At 45.5% G+C, this 16,826-nt stretch carries 14 protein-coding genes; 11 read left to right on the top strand and 3 right to left on the bottom strand.

What is annotated here, in order from left to right; all coding sequences use genetic code 11:
• Positions 1-160 precede the first annotated feature (160 nt).
• Both AB685_RS16380 and AB685_RS16375 read left to right on the top strand, forming a co-directional pair.
• Entirely contained in the window at positions 161-1,240 is a 1,080-nt protein-coding gene (locus AB685_RS16380; RefSeq protein ID WP_047971653.1) for a hypothetical protein, read from the top strand.
• Between the two features lie 7 nt (positions 1,241-1,247).
• Complete coding sequence (locus AB685_RS16375) at positions 1,248-3,272, top strand: AAA family ATPase (protein WP_047971652.1); 2,025 nt, start codon at positions 1,248-1,250, stop codon at positions 3,270-3,272.
• An 85-nt stretch (positions 3,273-3,357) separates the two neighbouring features.
• Here AB685_RS16375 and AB685_RS31740 read toward each other — a convergent pair whose 3' ends face one another.
• Positions 3,358-3,561 carry a hypothetical protein gene (locus tag AB685_RS31740; protein ID WP_198530531.1) on the bottom strand — a complete coding sequence of 68 codons (204 nt, stop codon included), beginning with the start codon at positions 3,559-3,561 and terminating at the stop codon, positions 3,358-3,360.
• On the opposite strand from AB685_RS31740, the gene AB685_RS16370 reads away from it, so the two are divergent.
• Positions 3,496-5,262: a DUF2357 domain-containing protein gene (locus AB685_RS16370; protein ID WP_241773324.1), complete on the top strand. Its 1,767-nt coding sequence runs from the start codon at positions 3,496-3,498 to the stop codon at positions 5,260-5,262. The genes AB685_RS31740 and AB685_RS16370 overlap by 66 nt on opposite strands.
• A gap of 158 nt (positions 5,263-5,420) precedes the next feature.
• On the opposite strand, the gene AB685_RS16365 is transcribed toward AB685_RS16370, so the two are convergent.
• Positions 5,421-6,380 (bottom strand): GHKL domain-containing protein, encoded by a 960-nt coding sequence (locus AB685_RS16365; RefSeq protein ID WP_082153681.1) that lies wholly within the window; start codon positions 6,378-6,380, stop codon positions 5,421-5,423.
• A 103-nt stretch (positions 6,381-6,483) separates the two neighbouring features.
• On the bottom strand, positions 6,484-7,182 hold the full coding sequence (locus AB685_RS16360; protein WP_047971650.1) for a LytTR family DNA-binding domain-containing protein: 699 nt from the start codon (positions 7,180-7,182) through the stop codon (positions 6,484-6,486).
• A 190-nt stretch (positions 7,183-7,372) separates the two neighbouring features.
• Between AB685_RS16360 and AB685_RS16355 the strand changes: the two genes are divergently transcribed.
• The 8 genes from AB685_RS16355 to AB685_RS16320 all read left to right on the top strand — a co-directional run bounded on the left by AB685_RS16355 (position 7,373) and on the right by AB685_RS16320 (position 16,695).
• Positions 7,373-8,125, top strand: a complete 753-nt coding sequence (locus AB685_RS16355; RefSeq protein ID WP_047971649.1) for an ATP-binding cassette domain-containing protein — start codon at positions 7,373-7,375, stop codon at positions 8,123-8,125.
• On the top strand, positions 8,115-9,272 hold the full coding sequence (locus AB685_RS16350) for an ABC transporter permease subunit (protein WP_047971648.1): 1,158 nt from the start codon (positions 8,115-8,117) through the stop codon (positions 9,270-9,272). Before AB685_RS16355 ends, AB685_RS16350 begins: the two co-directional genes overlap by 11 nt.
• 183 nt (positions 9,273-9,455) lie before the next feature.
• The gene (locus AB685_RS16345) at positions 9,456-10,880 is read left to right on the top strand and encodes a PTS mannitol transporter subunit IICB (RefSeq protein ID WP_047971647.1); all 1,425 of its coding nucleotides are present in this window, start codon (positions 9,456-9,458) and stop codon (positions 10,878-10,880) included.
• A 214-nt stretch (positions 10,881-11,094) separates the two neighbouring features.
• Entirely contained in the window at positions 11,095-13,227 is a 2,133-nt protein-coding gene (locus AB685_RS16340; RefSeq protein ID WP_047971646.1) for a transcription antiterminator, read from the top strand.
• A gap of 3 nt (positions 13,228-13,230) precedes the next feature.
• Positions 13,231-13,668 (top strand): PTS sugar transporter subunit IIA, encoded by a 438-nt coding sequence (locus AB685_RS16335; RefSeq protein WP_047971645.1) that lies wholly within the window; start codon positions 13,231-13,233, stop codon positions 13,666-13,668.
• Between the two features lies 1 nt (position 13,669).
• Positions 13,670-14,812, top strand: coding sequence for a mannitol-1-phosphate 5-dehydrogenase (locus AB685_RS16330; protein ID WP_047971644.1), 1,143 nt, complete (start codon positions 13,670-13,672; stop codon positions 14,810-14,812).
• A 347-nt stretch (positions 14,813-15,159) separates the two neighbouring features.
• On the top strand, positions 15,160-15,522 hold the full coding sequence (locus AB685_RS16325; RefSeq protein WP_047971643.1) for a PH domain-containing protein: 363 nt from the start codon (positions 15,160-15,162) through the stop codon (positions 15,520-15,522).
• A gap of 99 nt (positions 15,523-15,621) precedes the next feature.
• Complete coding sequence (locus AB685_RS16320) at positions 15,622-16,695, top strand: carbohydrate-binding protein (RefSeq protein ID WP_128755887.1); 1,074 nt, start codon at positions 15,622-15,624, stop codon at positions 16,693-16,695.
• The last annotated feature ends 131 nt before the right edge of the window (positions 16,696-16,826 follow it).

The raw sequence follows: 16,826 nt of genomic DNA, 5'->3' as shown, positions 1-16,826 counted from the left end.
GATAATATAAACTGCTTGCCTTATTTAAAGTGAATAAACGGTAAAATGTCCAAATGCCGACTTTTTACAGCAAAAAGCAACAATCTTTAAGAAAAGAGCTTACCTAATAGAGTACCAGAGAAAATGTGAGATTAACAAGAATTAAAAGGGGGTCATTACATTGAGCAGAGAAACGTGGAAAAAGGTATTCAGTACGATTTCAGATGTGGACCTAGTGGAGTTAGTAGATTTCTGGTCGATCCAGGTGAAAGGGTTCCGTTACATCAATCTGGAAAACATCAAACAGGCAAGGGCGATGGTCATAACAGAGGCGTTGAAGCCGCGAAACCTTAAGATGATTAAAGCCTATTACACTATTACTGACGAAGAAGCGGACGAACCGGCGGAGAAGGATGACGAAATTACGCTAGATGCCTTGATGAAGCTGTATGAAGAGGGGAAAGAGCTTCACTTGATCATTGGGGGACTATATGCAAGCGAAGAGGAAAAGCTCGAGAAGCTCGCGGATGAATTCGAGAAAGCTTTACTGAAAAAATATAAGGCGGATGACTTGAGCAGTCTGGTAGATAGAGAGAATAAGAAAGTCACAGAAGAACCTGAAGACAGGAAGGGAAAAGCTCAACCGTCGGACTGGGAAAAGAAGTGGAACAAGTCCGAAGAGAAAAACAAGGACCTCCGCGCCAAAGTAAGTGAATGGGAGAAAAAGTATTCCCAATTGAAGCAGCAAACGAAAGAAGATAAGCAGGCGGTGTTAAGTGAGAAGCTGAAGCTACAACAGGAGCTAGGGGGCGAGCGATCGCTGCATAGGGAAACGGTGGAGAAGAACCAGAAGACCTATGAGGAAAATGAGACGTTGAAGGCGGAAGTGGCAAAATTGAAGGCTGAGAACTCCCATTTGAACGCGATGCTGCTCAACAACCAACAGGAGGTTGCAGTAACCAGAACGGACGAAAAACAATTGGAGCAATCGATCACCAAAGACAAAAAGAAAGTCCTGCTAGTGGGAGATCCCAAAAATAAATTAACGGAAAATTCAGCAAATCATTCTATTCGGGTCTTGGAGCTAAAGGATGTTCCGGAAGCTCTGGAATCGGAACAGCTCGAAAGTTGTGATGAAATTTGGATCATGACCTATCTCGTCCCACCACAAATGAGAAGAAAAATAAAGCGGACGACTCAAAAGAGTATTAAGGAATTTACCGATTTTCCGACAATGAAACGTTATATTGAGAAAGGTTGAGGCATAGATGAACAAGGTTTGGGAGAACGATTTAGTTGGAGTGCTGGCGGATGTGGACCAGAGCGAGCTGATCTACCGGGACTCAATTTTAATAAACAAGCAAGATAGCCTTCAGTTTTTTGTACGGATCATTTCGCAGCCTGCGGACAGTTTTCCGAATGTGAAGGCTGTAACCGGATTCTACTCTGATCTGGAAAAGTGGGGGTTTGAGGATGACTATCTGCAGCCGGAATTCATCCGGAAAGAAAAACTGCGCGAATGGCTTGCCGACCGCCTGTTAATTTTCAAAGTGGAAAAGCGCATCCGCTACAACCATGAAGAAGTGTATAACATGTTTCAGGTTCGCGTGATGCCGAAGCTTCCGAGCTATGAGAAGGATCTGAAACTGATTCCTGTTCCCATTTTCAGTGAACGAGTGAATGGGTTGAGGCAGGATGACTTCATTGGTCGACTGGCTAGCAAAAAGTTTGTCGGACGCATTGAGGAGGTTTCCCATGAAGCGAGCGATACACCGCCGATCGTCCTGTGGAGAGAAGAAGCTGGTGAGGATGAGAACTTCTTTGTGTTTGGGAATTTTGAAAAGCATCAGTATGCGCACGGCGGCTTCAGCCTTGAACTTCGGGACGAATTGAAGCGGATGGATTTTGAGGAGGAGTTGCTCGACGAATGCTATTTGACGGATGAGAGTCCGAATGTGGCGTTTGTGCCGATTGAAATCTATCAGAGGCTGTTGGATAGACTGGAAGAGCAGAAACCTGTTCCGATGATTGCTGAGGCTGTTGAAAATTCTAAGCATGCAATGGAAACTGACCGTGTTGAAGATGGCGAGGCATCCCCTACTCCGGATATGGAAAGCAAGCAGGAAGTCGCGGTGTCGGTCATGGAAAATCCAACCGGGCTTGGTTATGCTCCTTTTGCGGAATTGAATGAAAAGGAGCAGGAGTTCCTAGAGCTCTTGTACAACCACACCCAGGATGCGGGTCTTATCTATCGAAAAGAGAATCTGATCAACTTTCACACTTCGATGAAATCGTCTTCGCTCGTTGTTTTATCAGGGATGAGCGGCACGGGGAAAACGAAACTTGTGGAGCTTTACAGCCAGTCGCTTGGGCTAAAAGGTGAGCAACTGACAGTGATTCCGGTTAGCCCGTCATGGACGTCTGATTCGGATCTGATCGGCTACGCGGATACGCTGAATATGGTGTACCGTCCTGGGGATTCGGGTCTCATCAATGCGCTGCGCAAGGCGGAGGATGACAAGGATAAGCTTTATATCATCTGCTTTGACGAGATGAACCTTGCGAGGGTGGAGCATTATTTTTCCCAATTTCTCTCGATCTTGGAAATGGATCATGGGAAAAGGGTGTTGAGGTTGTATAACGATGATCTGGAGAGCAGACTGTACAATTCGGCTCAGTATCCACCGACCATCGTCATCCGTGAAAATGTCCTGTTTGTCGGGACAGTCAACATGGATGAGTCGACCTATCATTTTTCCGATAAAGTTTTGGACCGTGCCAATGTGCTTTCCCTTGATGTGATGCCGTTTACCAAGATGAAACAGCTTCCGGAAAAGAAAAAAGGGATTATGGCACGAGCGGATGAGATCGACTTTGACACGTACGAATCTTTCCAATATAAAAACCGCAACCTGAACCTCCATGATGATGAGCTCTCGCTATTATGGGAAATTCATCAGCTGATGCAGGATGTGAACAGGCAGGTTGGAGTCGGCCCGCGTATTGTGAAGCAAATCGATCAGTACTTGGGGAATCTCCCGGTGCAGAACTTTATTTTACGGGAAGATGCCTTTGATCTCCAGATGGTCCAGCGCATTCTAACGAAGGTGAGGGGTTCCGAGGACCAGCTCCGGGATCTGCTTGGGCGCTATAATCGGGAAAAGGATATAGTGGAAGGAAGCCAGCTTAATCGATTGTTCGACCGTTACTCCCATGTTTCCGGCTTCAAGGAAAGCCGTAATGTCGTAAAACAAAAAGCGAAAGAGCTGAAATACAATGGATATACCATGTAGCACACAGCCATTCTCCGTTGTTTTTACGCATATTTTTCAGAATGGAAGCAGGGAGGATACGGAGGTTGCAAGCTTTGTGGAGCATCTATCCGACTGGGACGAGACGGTGCACAGTTACACGGAAATCAGGGAGAACGTCAACTTGGAGCTTCGGTTCCGTTGTGAGGGCGTAGGGGCTAAGTGTTACATGGATGGATTCGATGGGCTCACTGATGTCCGCTTGATGGTGGATCATGAGAATGAGGAAAATTATCTCGGCTGTAATAGGTTGGTGACGCTGTTCAAGCACTCCACGTCGGAAAATTATTATCCTTATATACCCGGGCTCTACAGTTTGCGCGTGGAAACGTCGGATGGGAGGACGTTTTACACCTTGGTGAAGGTTATCTCCAACCGGCTGTTTGATGATCAGTTAGAAACGATGAGATCAGAGGTTGAGGAGAAGCTGAAAGGTGCCGCCCTGGATGTCATTCGCAAACAGCACAGTCCCAAGAGCTTGGAGGCGTTGCGGATCAATCCGGTATTGTTCCGCCAATACCAGGTGTTGCAACACTATTTTGCCGATATTTACGCCATCGTTTCGGATCTCGCCCAAAAAGTGAGGTCGTCCGTTGCGAAGGAGTATCAAATGCAGCCCGCTGATAAGCCTGCCCATGTCGATGTGGTATCCATCCAGCATCGCCTGAAGCGCCCGGATACGGAGAATCTCGTAAAGTCGGTGCAGAAGCGGATCAACTATGACTTGCCGGAAAATCAGATGCTGAAGGCGATATTGGAAAAGTGGATCAGGTTGCTGCATGAGTTTGTGGAGACGATGGACCGGACCATCAAAGGCTTAACGTTGAAAAGCAGCAAGGACTATTCTTTCTCCATCTCCCTTCCGCTGGAAAGAAAAAGGCGGCTTGTGGAGGAACTGAAGGAATATCGCGGCAAGGCGATGCGAATGAACGGCGCTTTGAGCCAGGTCAAATCAAGTCATTGGTATCAGGAGGTCTCTTATAGAAAGGCCCTTTTGGTTCCAAAGGTAATGTTTGTGGATGTGCGGTACCGTAAGCTTTATCAGATTGACCAGGCGCTTTACGGGGATGAGCTTCCTGTACATACCGGACTCGGCCAGCAGTGGAAGCGGACAGATCAGTTGTATGAGATCTGGGGCTGGCTGCAGGTGGTCGGGGTGGTGGAGGAGTTTGGACTTGAGCGACATCGGGAGCTTTCTAAGTTTTCTAAGGGATTAGATCAGGGTGACGCGGGTCTGGAAGGCAGCTTGGATGGAACGGCTGATGTGGATGGAGCAGATGGTGAGGATAGTGAGGATAATGTGGCGAGGCCGATGAGGCTAGGAGACAGGCTCGTTCATGAATGGAGCTTCGGTGATTGGGGGAATGCGGAACGGTCATATCGAGTAGGTGACAGATTGGTTCAAGGGGAGTGGCCACGCCGACGTGACGGGTCAATTAGCAGTGGTGACTCACTTGATGCAACAACCGCCCAGCCGATTGCGAAGGACAATATGATCCAGTTTTCATTTGGCGCCACTCGCCTGCATATCACGTATGATGGGACGATTCCCGGGAATCTGGAAGCTACCGAAAAGTTCGGCGTACCAATCTATACGACCGGGACGAATAATAACCCTGATGTGAGGCTGGATCTGTTCGTGCGGGATGTCTATATCGGCACTATCATGATTGATATGAAATACCGCAAAAAGCATGCCCTCACAGACTCGATGCGCCAGCTGACAAGCTATGCGGATAACGTGAGATCCCCGTATATCTATGGGAAGAGACGCTGGCAGAAGTATCGTCCTGTACACCAGGTGCTCGTTCTTTATCCAGAGAAGCATGGTGGGATTGAGGTGGATGAACTGGACGGCAGAAGCATCAGCCTCGTTCCGCTGACCCCTGCTGAGGACCAGACCGTTTTCCAGGAGACACTGCTCCGGCTTATGGAGGAGATGTTGCTGGAGGCGGAGGAGGAAGGGATTTAGTAAGAATGTGGCTGAAGGTTGGGAGTCATGACATTTGAATGATGGATATAGTGGCAAAGCTCCTCTTTTTGGGGGCTTTGCTTTTTATTTTGTATTCATGCAACACCGATATCCTTCTTTATCTTTACCGCAATTTTCCGTCAACTTGGGAATTGCCCCTACTTAATCGCCGGCACCTTGATCTTCACCGTAAACTCCTCGTCCTTATGAACAAAATCCAGGAAGCCCTGATGCTCCTCCACAATATCCTTAATCATTTTCGTACCCAAGCCTTCGTGGTCGCCACCTTTCGTGGTGTGGCCATATGAATGGAACAACGAATCCAACACATTAGCAGGGACTGGTAGGGTATTATTTTTGCAAATCAGCATATACAATCCACTGCGTTTATAAAACTGTAACGTAAGCATTGCCTGGCCGCCACGCTCGCGCTGCCAATCTTCGCATGCGTCCAAGCCGTTGCTTAACAGGTTTCCGAGTAGCCCGACCATTTTCTGGTCACCAATCGGCAACGTGGATAGAGGCACATCCAGATCGTACACTACGCTGACCCCGGCAGCCTTTCCGCGACGGTACATTTGATGTAGCGCACCTGCCACCACACCGCGCTCTCCCTTGATGGAGTAGTTCGTCTCTTCATAGCTTTCCACGATCTCATCCAGGTACAGCTTGGCTTCTTCCGCCTTACCGCCCTCCAGCATAAAGTGAACGGCTGACACGTGCTTCAGGAAATCATGACGCTCGCTACGGACAATGCGGAAGGTTTCATTGATGTGCTCGCGCTGTTCTTCCTGCTGAGCGAGGTACCGTCTTAACAGGGTAAGCTGGCGTCCAAGCCCCAATCGTACATATTCAACGGCAACAAATATCGTCATTGGCATTAGCGCGAGCCATACAGGCAGCGCCACACCAAGTGATACCGAAACGAGAAACACTTGCGCTACTGCCAGCACACTATTAATCTTCCAGCCTAAATGATTGATTTCTACTACAATTTTTCTATGAAAATAAATCGTGAGGGCACCCGCAGCCAGAAGGCTCACGTAGAACGGTACCCACTCGCTGGCAAGTGCATGCAAGTGTAAAAATAGAAACGCACCGAGCGCTCTCCAATACATTGAGGAAGTCGTCAAAATATATCCATCCTTTAAATGCTTTTTTCGTAAACTAAGTTGCCGACATTTTACTAGCTAATAGCAACACCCTTTAAGAAAAGCCCCTTTAAAAATAGTTCTGTTGCAAAAAATCCACTTTGTCCTTTGTAATCATCGCCTGCTCCTCCATGCCCTCAAACGAAACGATATAGGAATTCTTTGCATAGAGCGAGAAGTTTTTTACATGATGTATGTTGATGATGAAGGAGCGGTGGGAGCGGAGGAAATCGCGTTCGCGCAGTTCGCCTTCGAGTTCATTCAGGGTCTGGTATGTCTTGATCGGTCCGCCTTTTGTATAGATGGTGGTCGAGCGGCCGGACCTTTCAATAAAAACGATGTCCTTTTTCTGAACGATATGGATGTCGTTTTTTTGTTTGAGATAAAGTCTGCCAGCGATTTCAGCCGACTTGGATTTCTCGAGAAGTCTTTCAATGCTTTTCACCAATCGGTCCTTTGGATAAGGCTTCATGATGTAGTCGTGGACGTTCAGTTCAAAGGCGTGCACGGCATAGCCGCTGCTTCCGGTAACAAAAATGACCGAGATATTCAATGCATGCGAGTGGATGATGTCTGCGAGCTCATAGCCGGAGAGGTTCGGCATCTCGATATCGGCAATCAGCAGGTCCACCGCTTCTTTTTTTATATGTTCATAGGCTTCTTCGGCAGATTGGGTGGAAAAGACAATATCCACATTTGGTATAGCTGCCACGATGCCATTCAGTTTATCCAAATCTATGTATCTGTCATCAACTAGACCAACCCTCATCCTTTTCGCCTCACCTTGTTGTTATTGTTGCGTCCCATTTGAAGGGTAATTATCTTTATTTTACCATCAATAAGGGTGGAATTGTCATTTTCACGACATCAAACGGAATATTCACGACATAACTAGAGATTCATAACCAAATAGTTTGTATGATGAAAACAAGAAATTAAACAGACGAGGTGAGAGGAACATGATTGAAATCAACCAAGTGACAAAGAAGTTCCAAGATAAGAAGGTGTATGTGACGGCGTTGAAGCATGTGACGTTTACGGTGAATAAGGGGCAGGTTGTCGGTCTGCTCGGGGAGAACGGTGCTGGGAAGACGACACTGTTAAGGTCGATTGCAACGCTTTTGACTCCGACAGAGGGGGATATTAGTGTAGCTGGATTTGATACGGTGAAGACCCCGGATGCAATCAAAAGAAAGATAGGGGTGTTGTTTGGAGGGGAGACCGGATTGTACGATCGCCTGACTGCCCGTGAGAATCTAGAGTACTTTGCGACTCTTTACGGGCTGAGCAAGCATGAGACGAAGGTGCGGATCGAGGAATTGGCGAAAATGTTCGGAATGAGAGATTACTTGAATCGCAAGGTCGGGGGATTTTCCAAGGGGATGCGTCAGAAGGTGGCAATTGCCCGCACGTTAATCCACAACCCGGATATCATCCTTTTCGACGAGCCGACAACTGGCCTTGATATCACCTCATCCAACGTATTCCGCCAGTTGGTTCATCAGCTGAAGCGTGAAGGGAAAACAATCATCTTCTCGAGCCACATAATGGAAGAAGTGAGCATGCTGTGCGATACGGTGGCTATGATGCACAAAGGGGAATTGGTCCACCACGGACCATTGGAGGAGTTATATAAAACAGAAGGTTCTAGGGACCTTAACTATATTTTCATGAGCAAACTTGTAAGGGGGAACGAACATTATGCTTCGTAAAATTTATTTTAAAGAAATGAAGGATTCATTTCGTGACAGACGTACACTTCTATTAACGGTGTTATTGCCGATTGTGATGATGACGGGCCTTGTGTTGTTTTATGAAAGCATGCTTTCTGATGGGGATGGGGAAACCTTTAAGCTGGCAGTGAGTGAAAGTTTTGGATCACAGGAAGAGGCTTTATTTGCAGGAATGGACAATATTGAATTTGTGAAAGCTGCCGACCCGGAAGCTGTGTTGGAAGAGGGGGAAGCACAGGCTGCTTTGATTCTGGACAACGGTTTTCTGGGCAAAGTGGAAAATGGAGAAGCGGCAACCGTAACACTTGTCGGAAACTCCTTCAGTCAAAATTCCTCCAACTTGATGACACAGGTTACCACAGCACTAGGAAACTATGAAAAAGTGGTTATTGCCGACCGTTTGGAAGCGCAAGGTACCCCAGAGGAGCTTATACAGCCTTTTGCCATTGAACAAAAGGAGCTTACAGAGGACACTGCAGGTATCAATTTGGTTGCCATGCTGGTTCCGATGATTCTTGCCCTTGCAATTGGGATAGGCGCCAGCCCGTCCTCCTCAGATTTGTTTGCCGGTGAAAAAGAGAAGAAGACGATGGAGGCACTATTAATGACTCCTGTGAATCGCTTAACCCTTCTATTCGCGAAATGGTTAACGATATCAACGATTGGCGCTCTTACGGGGATTGTGACGTTGATTGTAGTGGCATTGGAAATTAACTTCCTGACTGAGAATCTGAGAAACGCGATTTCATTTGGAGGGAACGTCTACTATATTATAGGATTTGCCCTTCTTGTTTCGATCGTCTATGCCATGTTCCTGGCCACTTTACTAATGATAACTAGCATCATGGGGAAAACGGTGAAGGAATCACAAAGCTATAGTACACCAATCCTGATGATTGCGGTGTTCCCGGTCATGATCATCTCTGGCATCGGAATCAACGAGCTGGCTTTCCACCACTTTGCCATCCCAATCATGAACATCTTCACGATTTTGAAGGAACTCAGCTTCGGAATCATCAACTACGAGCACCTGGGAATCATGGTCGGAAGCAACATGCTGTGCATCATCGTGGCATTTGTTATTGCAAGAATCATGTTTTTGAAGGATAAATGGGTGATGAATTGATATATAAGGGTTCTTTAATTCAATGCGTTAAAGTGATAAAAGGGGTCTGACCCCCTTTATCCCTTTATTTAATTATGTCAACAATCATCTTGCCAAATGGGTCTTTAGTATCAATGGAATCTTCGGTGAAACCGCTTTATCATAAGGGTAAGCAATAAAAACTATGATAAGGGGGCAGAAAAATTGAGCTCTGAAAAGAAAACTACATCTAAATCTAACTTCAAAGTGAAAATACAGCGTTTTGGTAGTCATCTTAGCGGGATGATCATGCCGAATATTGGGGCTTTCATCGCTTGGGGACTTATAACTGCTTTATTTATACCGACTGGCTGGTGGCCAAATGAAGAACTGGCTAGCTTGGTCGATCCAATGATCAAATTCTTGTTGCCGATACTGATCGGTTTTACGGGTGGCCGTCTTGTGTATGACCTCCGCGGTGGGGTTGTCGGTGCTACAGCGACCATGGGGGTTATTGTCGGAGCGGATATTCCGATGTTCTTAGGCGCAATGGTAATGGGACCACTTGGTGGGTATGCCATCAAGAAGTTCGACCAGGCGATCGATGGAAAGGTAAGACAAGGCTTTGAAATGCTTGTGAACAACTTCTCAGCGGGGATTATTGCCGGTATCCTGACCATCATCGGTTTCAAAGGAATCGGTCCTGTTGTATTAACCTTGAACAAAATATTGGCAGCTGGTGTTGAAACATTAGTACAGGCGAACCTTCTGCCACTAGCAAGTATCATCATTGAGCCAGCAAAGGTACTTTTCCTGAACAACGCAATTAATCATGGAATCCTTGGTCCAATAGGTATTGAGCAGGCAGCACGCGAAGGATTGTCCATTTTGTTCCTTCTTGAAGCGAATCCTGGACCTGGTCTTGGAATCCTGTTGGCGTTTGTGGTGTTCGGAAAAGGAATGGCGAAACAATCGGCTTCCGGAGCAACGGTCATTCACTTCTTTGGTGGAATTCATGAAATTTACTTCCCGTATATCCTGATGAAGCCTGCCCTTATCTTGGCAGCAATCGGTGGAGGAGCAGCTGGTGTATTCACGCTTCTATTGTTTAACGGGGGGCTTGTTGCCGCACCATCACCTGGTAGTATTTTTGCAATAGCTGCAATGGCCCCAAGAGGTGGGTTCCTTGCAGTCATGGCTGGTGTCCTTGTAGCTGCTGTGGTTTCCTTCTTGATTGCATCTGTCATCTTAAAAGGTTCTAAATCAACAGACGAGGATCTGGCAAAAGCAACAGAAAAGACGTCTGCACTAAAAGGCAAAGAAAGCAGAGCAAGCTCGCTTGTTGCAAAAGAAACGGATAAACCTGTTGAAGGATTAGAAGTAAACAAAATCATCTTTGCATGTGATGCAGGAATGGGTTCAAGTGCCATGGGTGCATCCATCATGAAAAATAAAGTGAAAAAAGCTGGGTTGTCGATTGATGTGACTAACTCCTCTATCAGTAATATTCCAATGGATGCAGACATCGTCATCACGCACAAAGATTTAACAGACCGTGCAAGAGCAAAGCATCCGAAAGCAACTCATATTTCTGTTGAGAACTTCCTGAACAGTCCTAAGTATGATGAGCTTATTGAAAAACTAAAATAATCATAAAAAAGAAGGATTAGAGCGATGACTCTCTCCTTCTTTTTTTGTATAGGGATGGAATGTTAAATAGATGTCATTATTAAGTTTTGTCAACAACGAACCTGACGAATCCTTATTTTCCTTTCATTGAATCAATAAAACGGGTGATTTATGATGAAACTATAAGCATAGTAATTTAATTTTGTCATCATCCAAGGGTATTGGAGTGAGAGCTATGTATGTTACCGCAAGAGAGCGGCAAATCCTGGAGATACTATTATCAACGGTTAAAGAACTGACAGTCAGTGATCTGGCGAACGTAATCAATGTTAGTACCCGAACCATCCACCGTGACTTAAAGGAAGTCGAGGGAACCCTGGCTCAGTATCAATTATCTTTAATAAAAAAATCAGGTGTGGGTGTTCAAATAATCGGGGAACAAGAAAATATAGAACATTTAAAGCTCTTTCTTTTTAATGTAGACCACAATCAGTTCACCGCCGAAGAAAGGCAGACAATCATTTTATGTGCACTTTTGGAATCGGTCGAACCGGTCAAGTTGATTGCGCTTGCTAATGACTTGCATGTCACTATCGCAACGGTGAGCAATGATCTCAATAAAGTAGAGGAGCGGTTAAATCAATTTGGAAATTTAACACTTATCCGAAAAAGAGGATATGGTGTACAGATTGAAGGCGACGAGAACGCCAAGCGTAAGGCGATGAGCAAGGTAATCGCTGCTAATGTGGATGAATATGAACTACTGAGCCTTATAAAAGAGAGCATTCAAAAGAAAAGTAAGCATTCATCAAATCCCATTTCAGAAAGATTGCTCGGTCTAGTGGAGAAAAAGAATCTGCATATTGTAGAGCGGACAGTGGATGAAATGAACAAAGAGCTGCCCTATTCCATTGCAGACAGCGCTTATATGGGGCTGGTTGTCCATCTGGCATTGGCGATGGAGAGAATCATGCGCGGGGAGAATATTACGATTGATCAGAGCTACCTCTCCGAACTGGAAGGGACTCCTGAATACATGATTGCCAAAAAAATCATCGAGAAGCTTGAAAAAGTGTATCAAACAGAGATTCCAGTCGCTGAAATTGGCTATATCACCATGCATCTAAGAGGAGCGAAGTTAAGGAAGGACAAGGAATATTTTGCAGAAGAAGCGGGAATGCAGGATGCCTTAAAAGCAAAGCACCTCATCCGTTATGTGGAAAAAAGGATCCACCAAAATCTATCAGATAATTCTTCTTTACTGCAGGGGCTCGTTGCCCATCTTGGCCCAGCGTTATTCCGCCTCAAGCAAAACATGGGGATAACGAACCCGCTCCTTGATCGAATCAAAACAGAATATGCAGAATTATTTTCCATAATCAAAGAAGGCGTCGAGGTGACATTTCCTGATCTCTCGATTCCAGATGAAGAGGTAGGTTTTCTGGTCATGCACTTTGGTTCTGTCTTATTGAACATTCACCAAGGCAGACCGCTGCAGGCACTTGTCGTTTGTTCCACTGGCATTGGAACTTCAAAAATGCTGGCAACAAGGCTTCAAAAAGAAATTCCAGAGATAAAGGTTTGTCAGAATGTATCCCTATTCGAGTTGAATCAGTTAAACCACGAAAATTATGATTTGATCATCTCTACGATTCGTTTGCATGATTTCAACAGAGAATATTTTATCGTGAATCCGATCTTAAAAGAAGAAGAAATAGACAAAATCAAACAGTACATCTATAAGCAGCATAAAAGCAAATTGATAGAGATAAAGGGAAACTTCGAACTAGAGGAAGCCTTTTATTACCCAGAGCTTACAAAAGAAGCGGTGGCAGATATTCTAGAAAAGGTTTCTCTCTATTCTAAAGCAGCTTCAACCTTATTGAAGGGCTTTATTTTTAAAAAGGGAGAAGGTCGCGAATCCATTCGTGCTGCGTTGCAGACTCTTTGCATGGAACTGCAACATATGGAGCAGCTTTCCGATGCGGAGCAAGTAATGGAGGACCTATTGGAGAGGGAAGAGCTTGGCGGACTTGGGATACCGGGTACAAAGCTAGCATTGTTCCACGCCAAAAGTAATACCGTGTTACAACCATCCTTTGCTATTTTCAAACTAGCTCATTCTTGTCCGACAACAGGAATGGATCAGCAGCCAATGGAAGTAGAGTCGGTTCTGCTCCTTCTAGCACCATCTGAAGCAAAAAAGGAGATCTTGGAAGTATTGAGTCATATTAGTGCATCCATCATAGAAGATGATAGAAGCATTGCACGATTTGAATCAATAGACGGGGGTGCAATTGGGAATCACCTCGCCACTACATTGAATCGCTATTTTATCGAAAAATTATCAGAATTAAGGAGTGTTTGAATCATGACTTTACCAATCTTAGCAAAAGAAAACATCCTATTAAACGAATTTGCAGGCACAAAAGAGGAAGCAATTAAAAAGACAGGGCAACTATTAGTAGACCGCGGGTATGTAGAGGCAGCATATATTGAAAAGATGTTGGAACGTGAAGAATTGACTTCTACTTACATGGGTAACTTTGTTGCGATTCCACATGGTACAGAGGATGCAAAAAAAGCAGTAAAAGAATCCGGGATCGCTATTTTACAAGTTCCAGCCGGTGTGGAATTTGGTGCAGGAAATGAAGTGAAATTATTGATCGGTATTGCAGGAAAAGGCGATGAGCACTTAGAGATCCTTTCGCAAATTGCGATAGTCTGCTCCGAAGAAGAAAATGTTCAACAGATTGTGAAGGCATCTTCAGCTGAAGAGATCCTTGAGTTATTTGAAGGGGTTCAATAACATGAAGGCACTACATTATGGTGCCGGCAATATCGGCAGAGGCTTTATTGGAGCTTTGCTATACCAGGCCGGCTATGCCACCACTTTCGTAGATGTAAACAGTGAAATAGTGGATTTGATTAATGATAGGGAAGAATATCGAGTTGTACTGGCGGATAAAACGCAGCAGGAGTTGGTTGTACGTCATGTGTCGGCAATCAATAGTATGAAAGAAAGTGGTAAGTTGGAGAAGGCGATTGTGGATGCGGATCTAATTACTACTGCAGTAGGTCCATCAATCCTCCCTATCATTGCGAAGTCGCTTGTTAGTGGATTGCGTAAACGTGTGGAAACCAACAAGTCGCCTTTAAACATCATAGCATGTGAAAACCTTATTGGTGGAAGTTCCTTGTTGAAACAGCATGTATATGAAAATCTCGCACCAGAAGAAATCTTGTTATTCGATGAGCTATTCGCGTTTCCAGATGCTGCTGTCGACAGGATCGTGCCAAATCAAACGAATGCTGATAAGTTGATGGTCACAGTGGAACCGTATTATGAGTGGGTTGTGGATGAATCTGCACTTGTTGGAGACACTCCATCCATTGAAGGAATCACGTTTGTCCGTAATTTAGCACCGTATATTGAACGTAAGTTGTTCACGGTGAATACAGGTCATGCCGCAGTTGCTTATTTGGGTTATCATAAGGGCTACAAAACGATAGACGAAGCACTCACAAATGAAGAAGTTCGTAAGGTTGTGGAGTCTGCTTTAAAGGAAACAGGAATGGTCCTTGTCGGGAAATATGGATTCGATAAGAAGGAGCATGAGGCATATATCGGCAAGATCCTTTCCCGATTTGAAAACTCCTATATAACGGATGATGTTACAAGGGTAGGACGCGCTCCGCTCAGAAAACTCGGCGGGAACGACCGCCTAGTTGGACCGGCAAAACATTACCTCGAGCTTTTCGGCCATCCACCAGCTAACCTGATAAAGGCGATCGCGGCCGCCATCACTTACGATGTACCAAGTGATGACGAGGCCCAGACGATTCAACAATTAATCCACGAAAAAGGAATACAGCAGGCCATCACGGAAATAACCGGACTTGAAACTGACAATCCAATTACGGTGCAGATTGAGAAGGAAGTAGGGGTCTGACCCGCTGGACGTTAATGTGTTAAAGTGAGCTCTCCTTTTAGAGGAGGGCTCTTTGTTTTAGTGCGAGTGTGAATAAGAGGGCTCGGGTTGTAATGTGTCGGTTTGTGTAGTTTGGCATGTATTGTGAAGAGTTTGGACAGTAAATCCAGAATGTCCCCCTACCTGTATGGGTATCTTTTGCCCAAAATTATGTGAAATTCCCTCAATAGAAAATCAAAGCCCCAATATTCCCCAAAATTAAGCAGGATTATCTAGAACATTTGTTTAATTCTATCAATGTCACCGGTTTCCATCAGCAGTACTGAAATTACTCCCAATCATTAACCCTATTAAAAGGAGGAAGAAATATGGCAGTCAACACACTTATGACATGGACATTCATGTCGGAAACAGCAATAACGAAAGACATCGAGGATATCTTGATAGAAGGGGAGACGGCAGAGATAGCCTACAAGACCATTCGGGATGTGGCAGTTGTCACGAATAAACGAATCATCATCGCTGATCGTCAGGGGCTAACTGGCAAAAAAGTGGAGATGTACACTATTCCCTTCAAATCAATAGTGATGTACTCTTCTGAAAACGGTGGCATGCTGGATACCAATGCAGAATTGGAGCTATGGACAAAGGCTGGTACCTTTAAATTGAACATCAACAAAAAAGTGGACATCCGCAAGCTGGATCGTCTAATAGCAGAGCAAATCCTATAAATTAATTCACTTCATCCAATAATCACATAGAACATGCACCTCCCCGCCTGTCTTCTGCATAGGCTATTAGGCAGAAGTCTAGTTAGGGGAGGTTTTTTTATGAATTCACATCAGAATTTCGGGCAGAATCCATATGCTTATCGCCAGACACCAACTGATGAAAGACTGATTTATGTTTATCCTCGTCCACGGCCATATTACCCTTATTATTATCCATACTACCCGGCTCCGAGGCCATATTTTTATCCATATTATTACCCTCGTCCACGTCCGCGCCCATATTACAGAACAGACGAAAATGATATGAGGGCAAGCTGGCGGGAGTGGGAGGATCTTGGTTCACCGTTATTGGGGATGAAAGGTGCGCCGGCAGTTGCTTCCTGGGCGACTAACCGCCTGGATACGTTCGTGCGCGGCGAAGACAATCGGATGTGGCAGAAGTTTTGGAATGGCAGACGGTGGAGTCGCTGGAATGATCTTGGCGCGCCACGTGGTGGGTTAAGAAGTTCGCCGGCAGCGGTATCATGGGGGCAGAACCGTATTGATACGTTTGCCCGTGGCGCCAATGATGGCATGTGGCATAAATGGTGGGATGGGCAACGTTGGAGCCAGTGGGAAGACTTAGGTTCTCCACGCGGTGGATTTAAGGGTTCTCCTTCAGTCGCATCCTGGTCGGCAAACCGTTTAGACTGCTTTGTGCAAGGTATGGACAATAACATGTGGCACAAGTGGTGGGACGGATCCCGTTGGAGTCAATGGGAAAACCTCGGTTCACCACGGGGTGGGCTCACAAGTACACCTGGCGCGGTATCATGGGGGCCGAATCGCATAGACTGTTTTGTCAGGAGCATGAACGAACGCATGTGGCATAAATGGTGGGACGGCAGAAGCTGGAGCCGTTGGGAGGATCTTGGAACTCCAAGAGGCGGATTTGAAGGAGCGCCGGCAGCGGCTTCATGGGGGCAGAACCGTATTGACGTCTTTGTAAAAGGAGACGACAACCGCATGTGGCAGAAATATTGGAACGGACAGCGCTGGAGCCAGTGGGGCAATCTTGGTGCACCTAGAGGCGGCGTACAATCCCATCCGGCAGCCATTTCGTGGGGACCGAACCGCGTGGATACGTTTGTGAGAGGGAACAACAAGAAAATGTGGCATAAGTGGTATTCGTAACCCAACGCATTGTCAGAAGTTAGGGTAATGAAGGATCAGACCAACCTAGTTTGGAGTATTTTTCAGAATATTATTGAAATTAAATCTATCTAATTATAAACTGGTAATACCAAACATAAAATTGGTATTAC

This window comes from Bacillus sp. LL01 (genome assembly GCF_001037965.1).
This window is presented reverse-complemented; position numbering and strand designations above follow the sequence as displayed.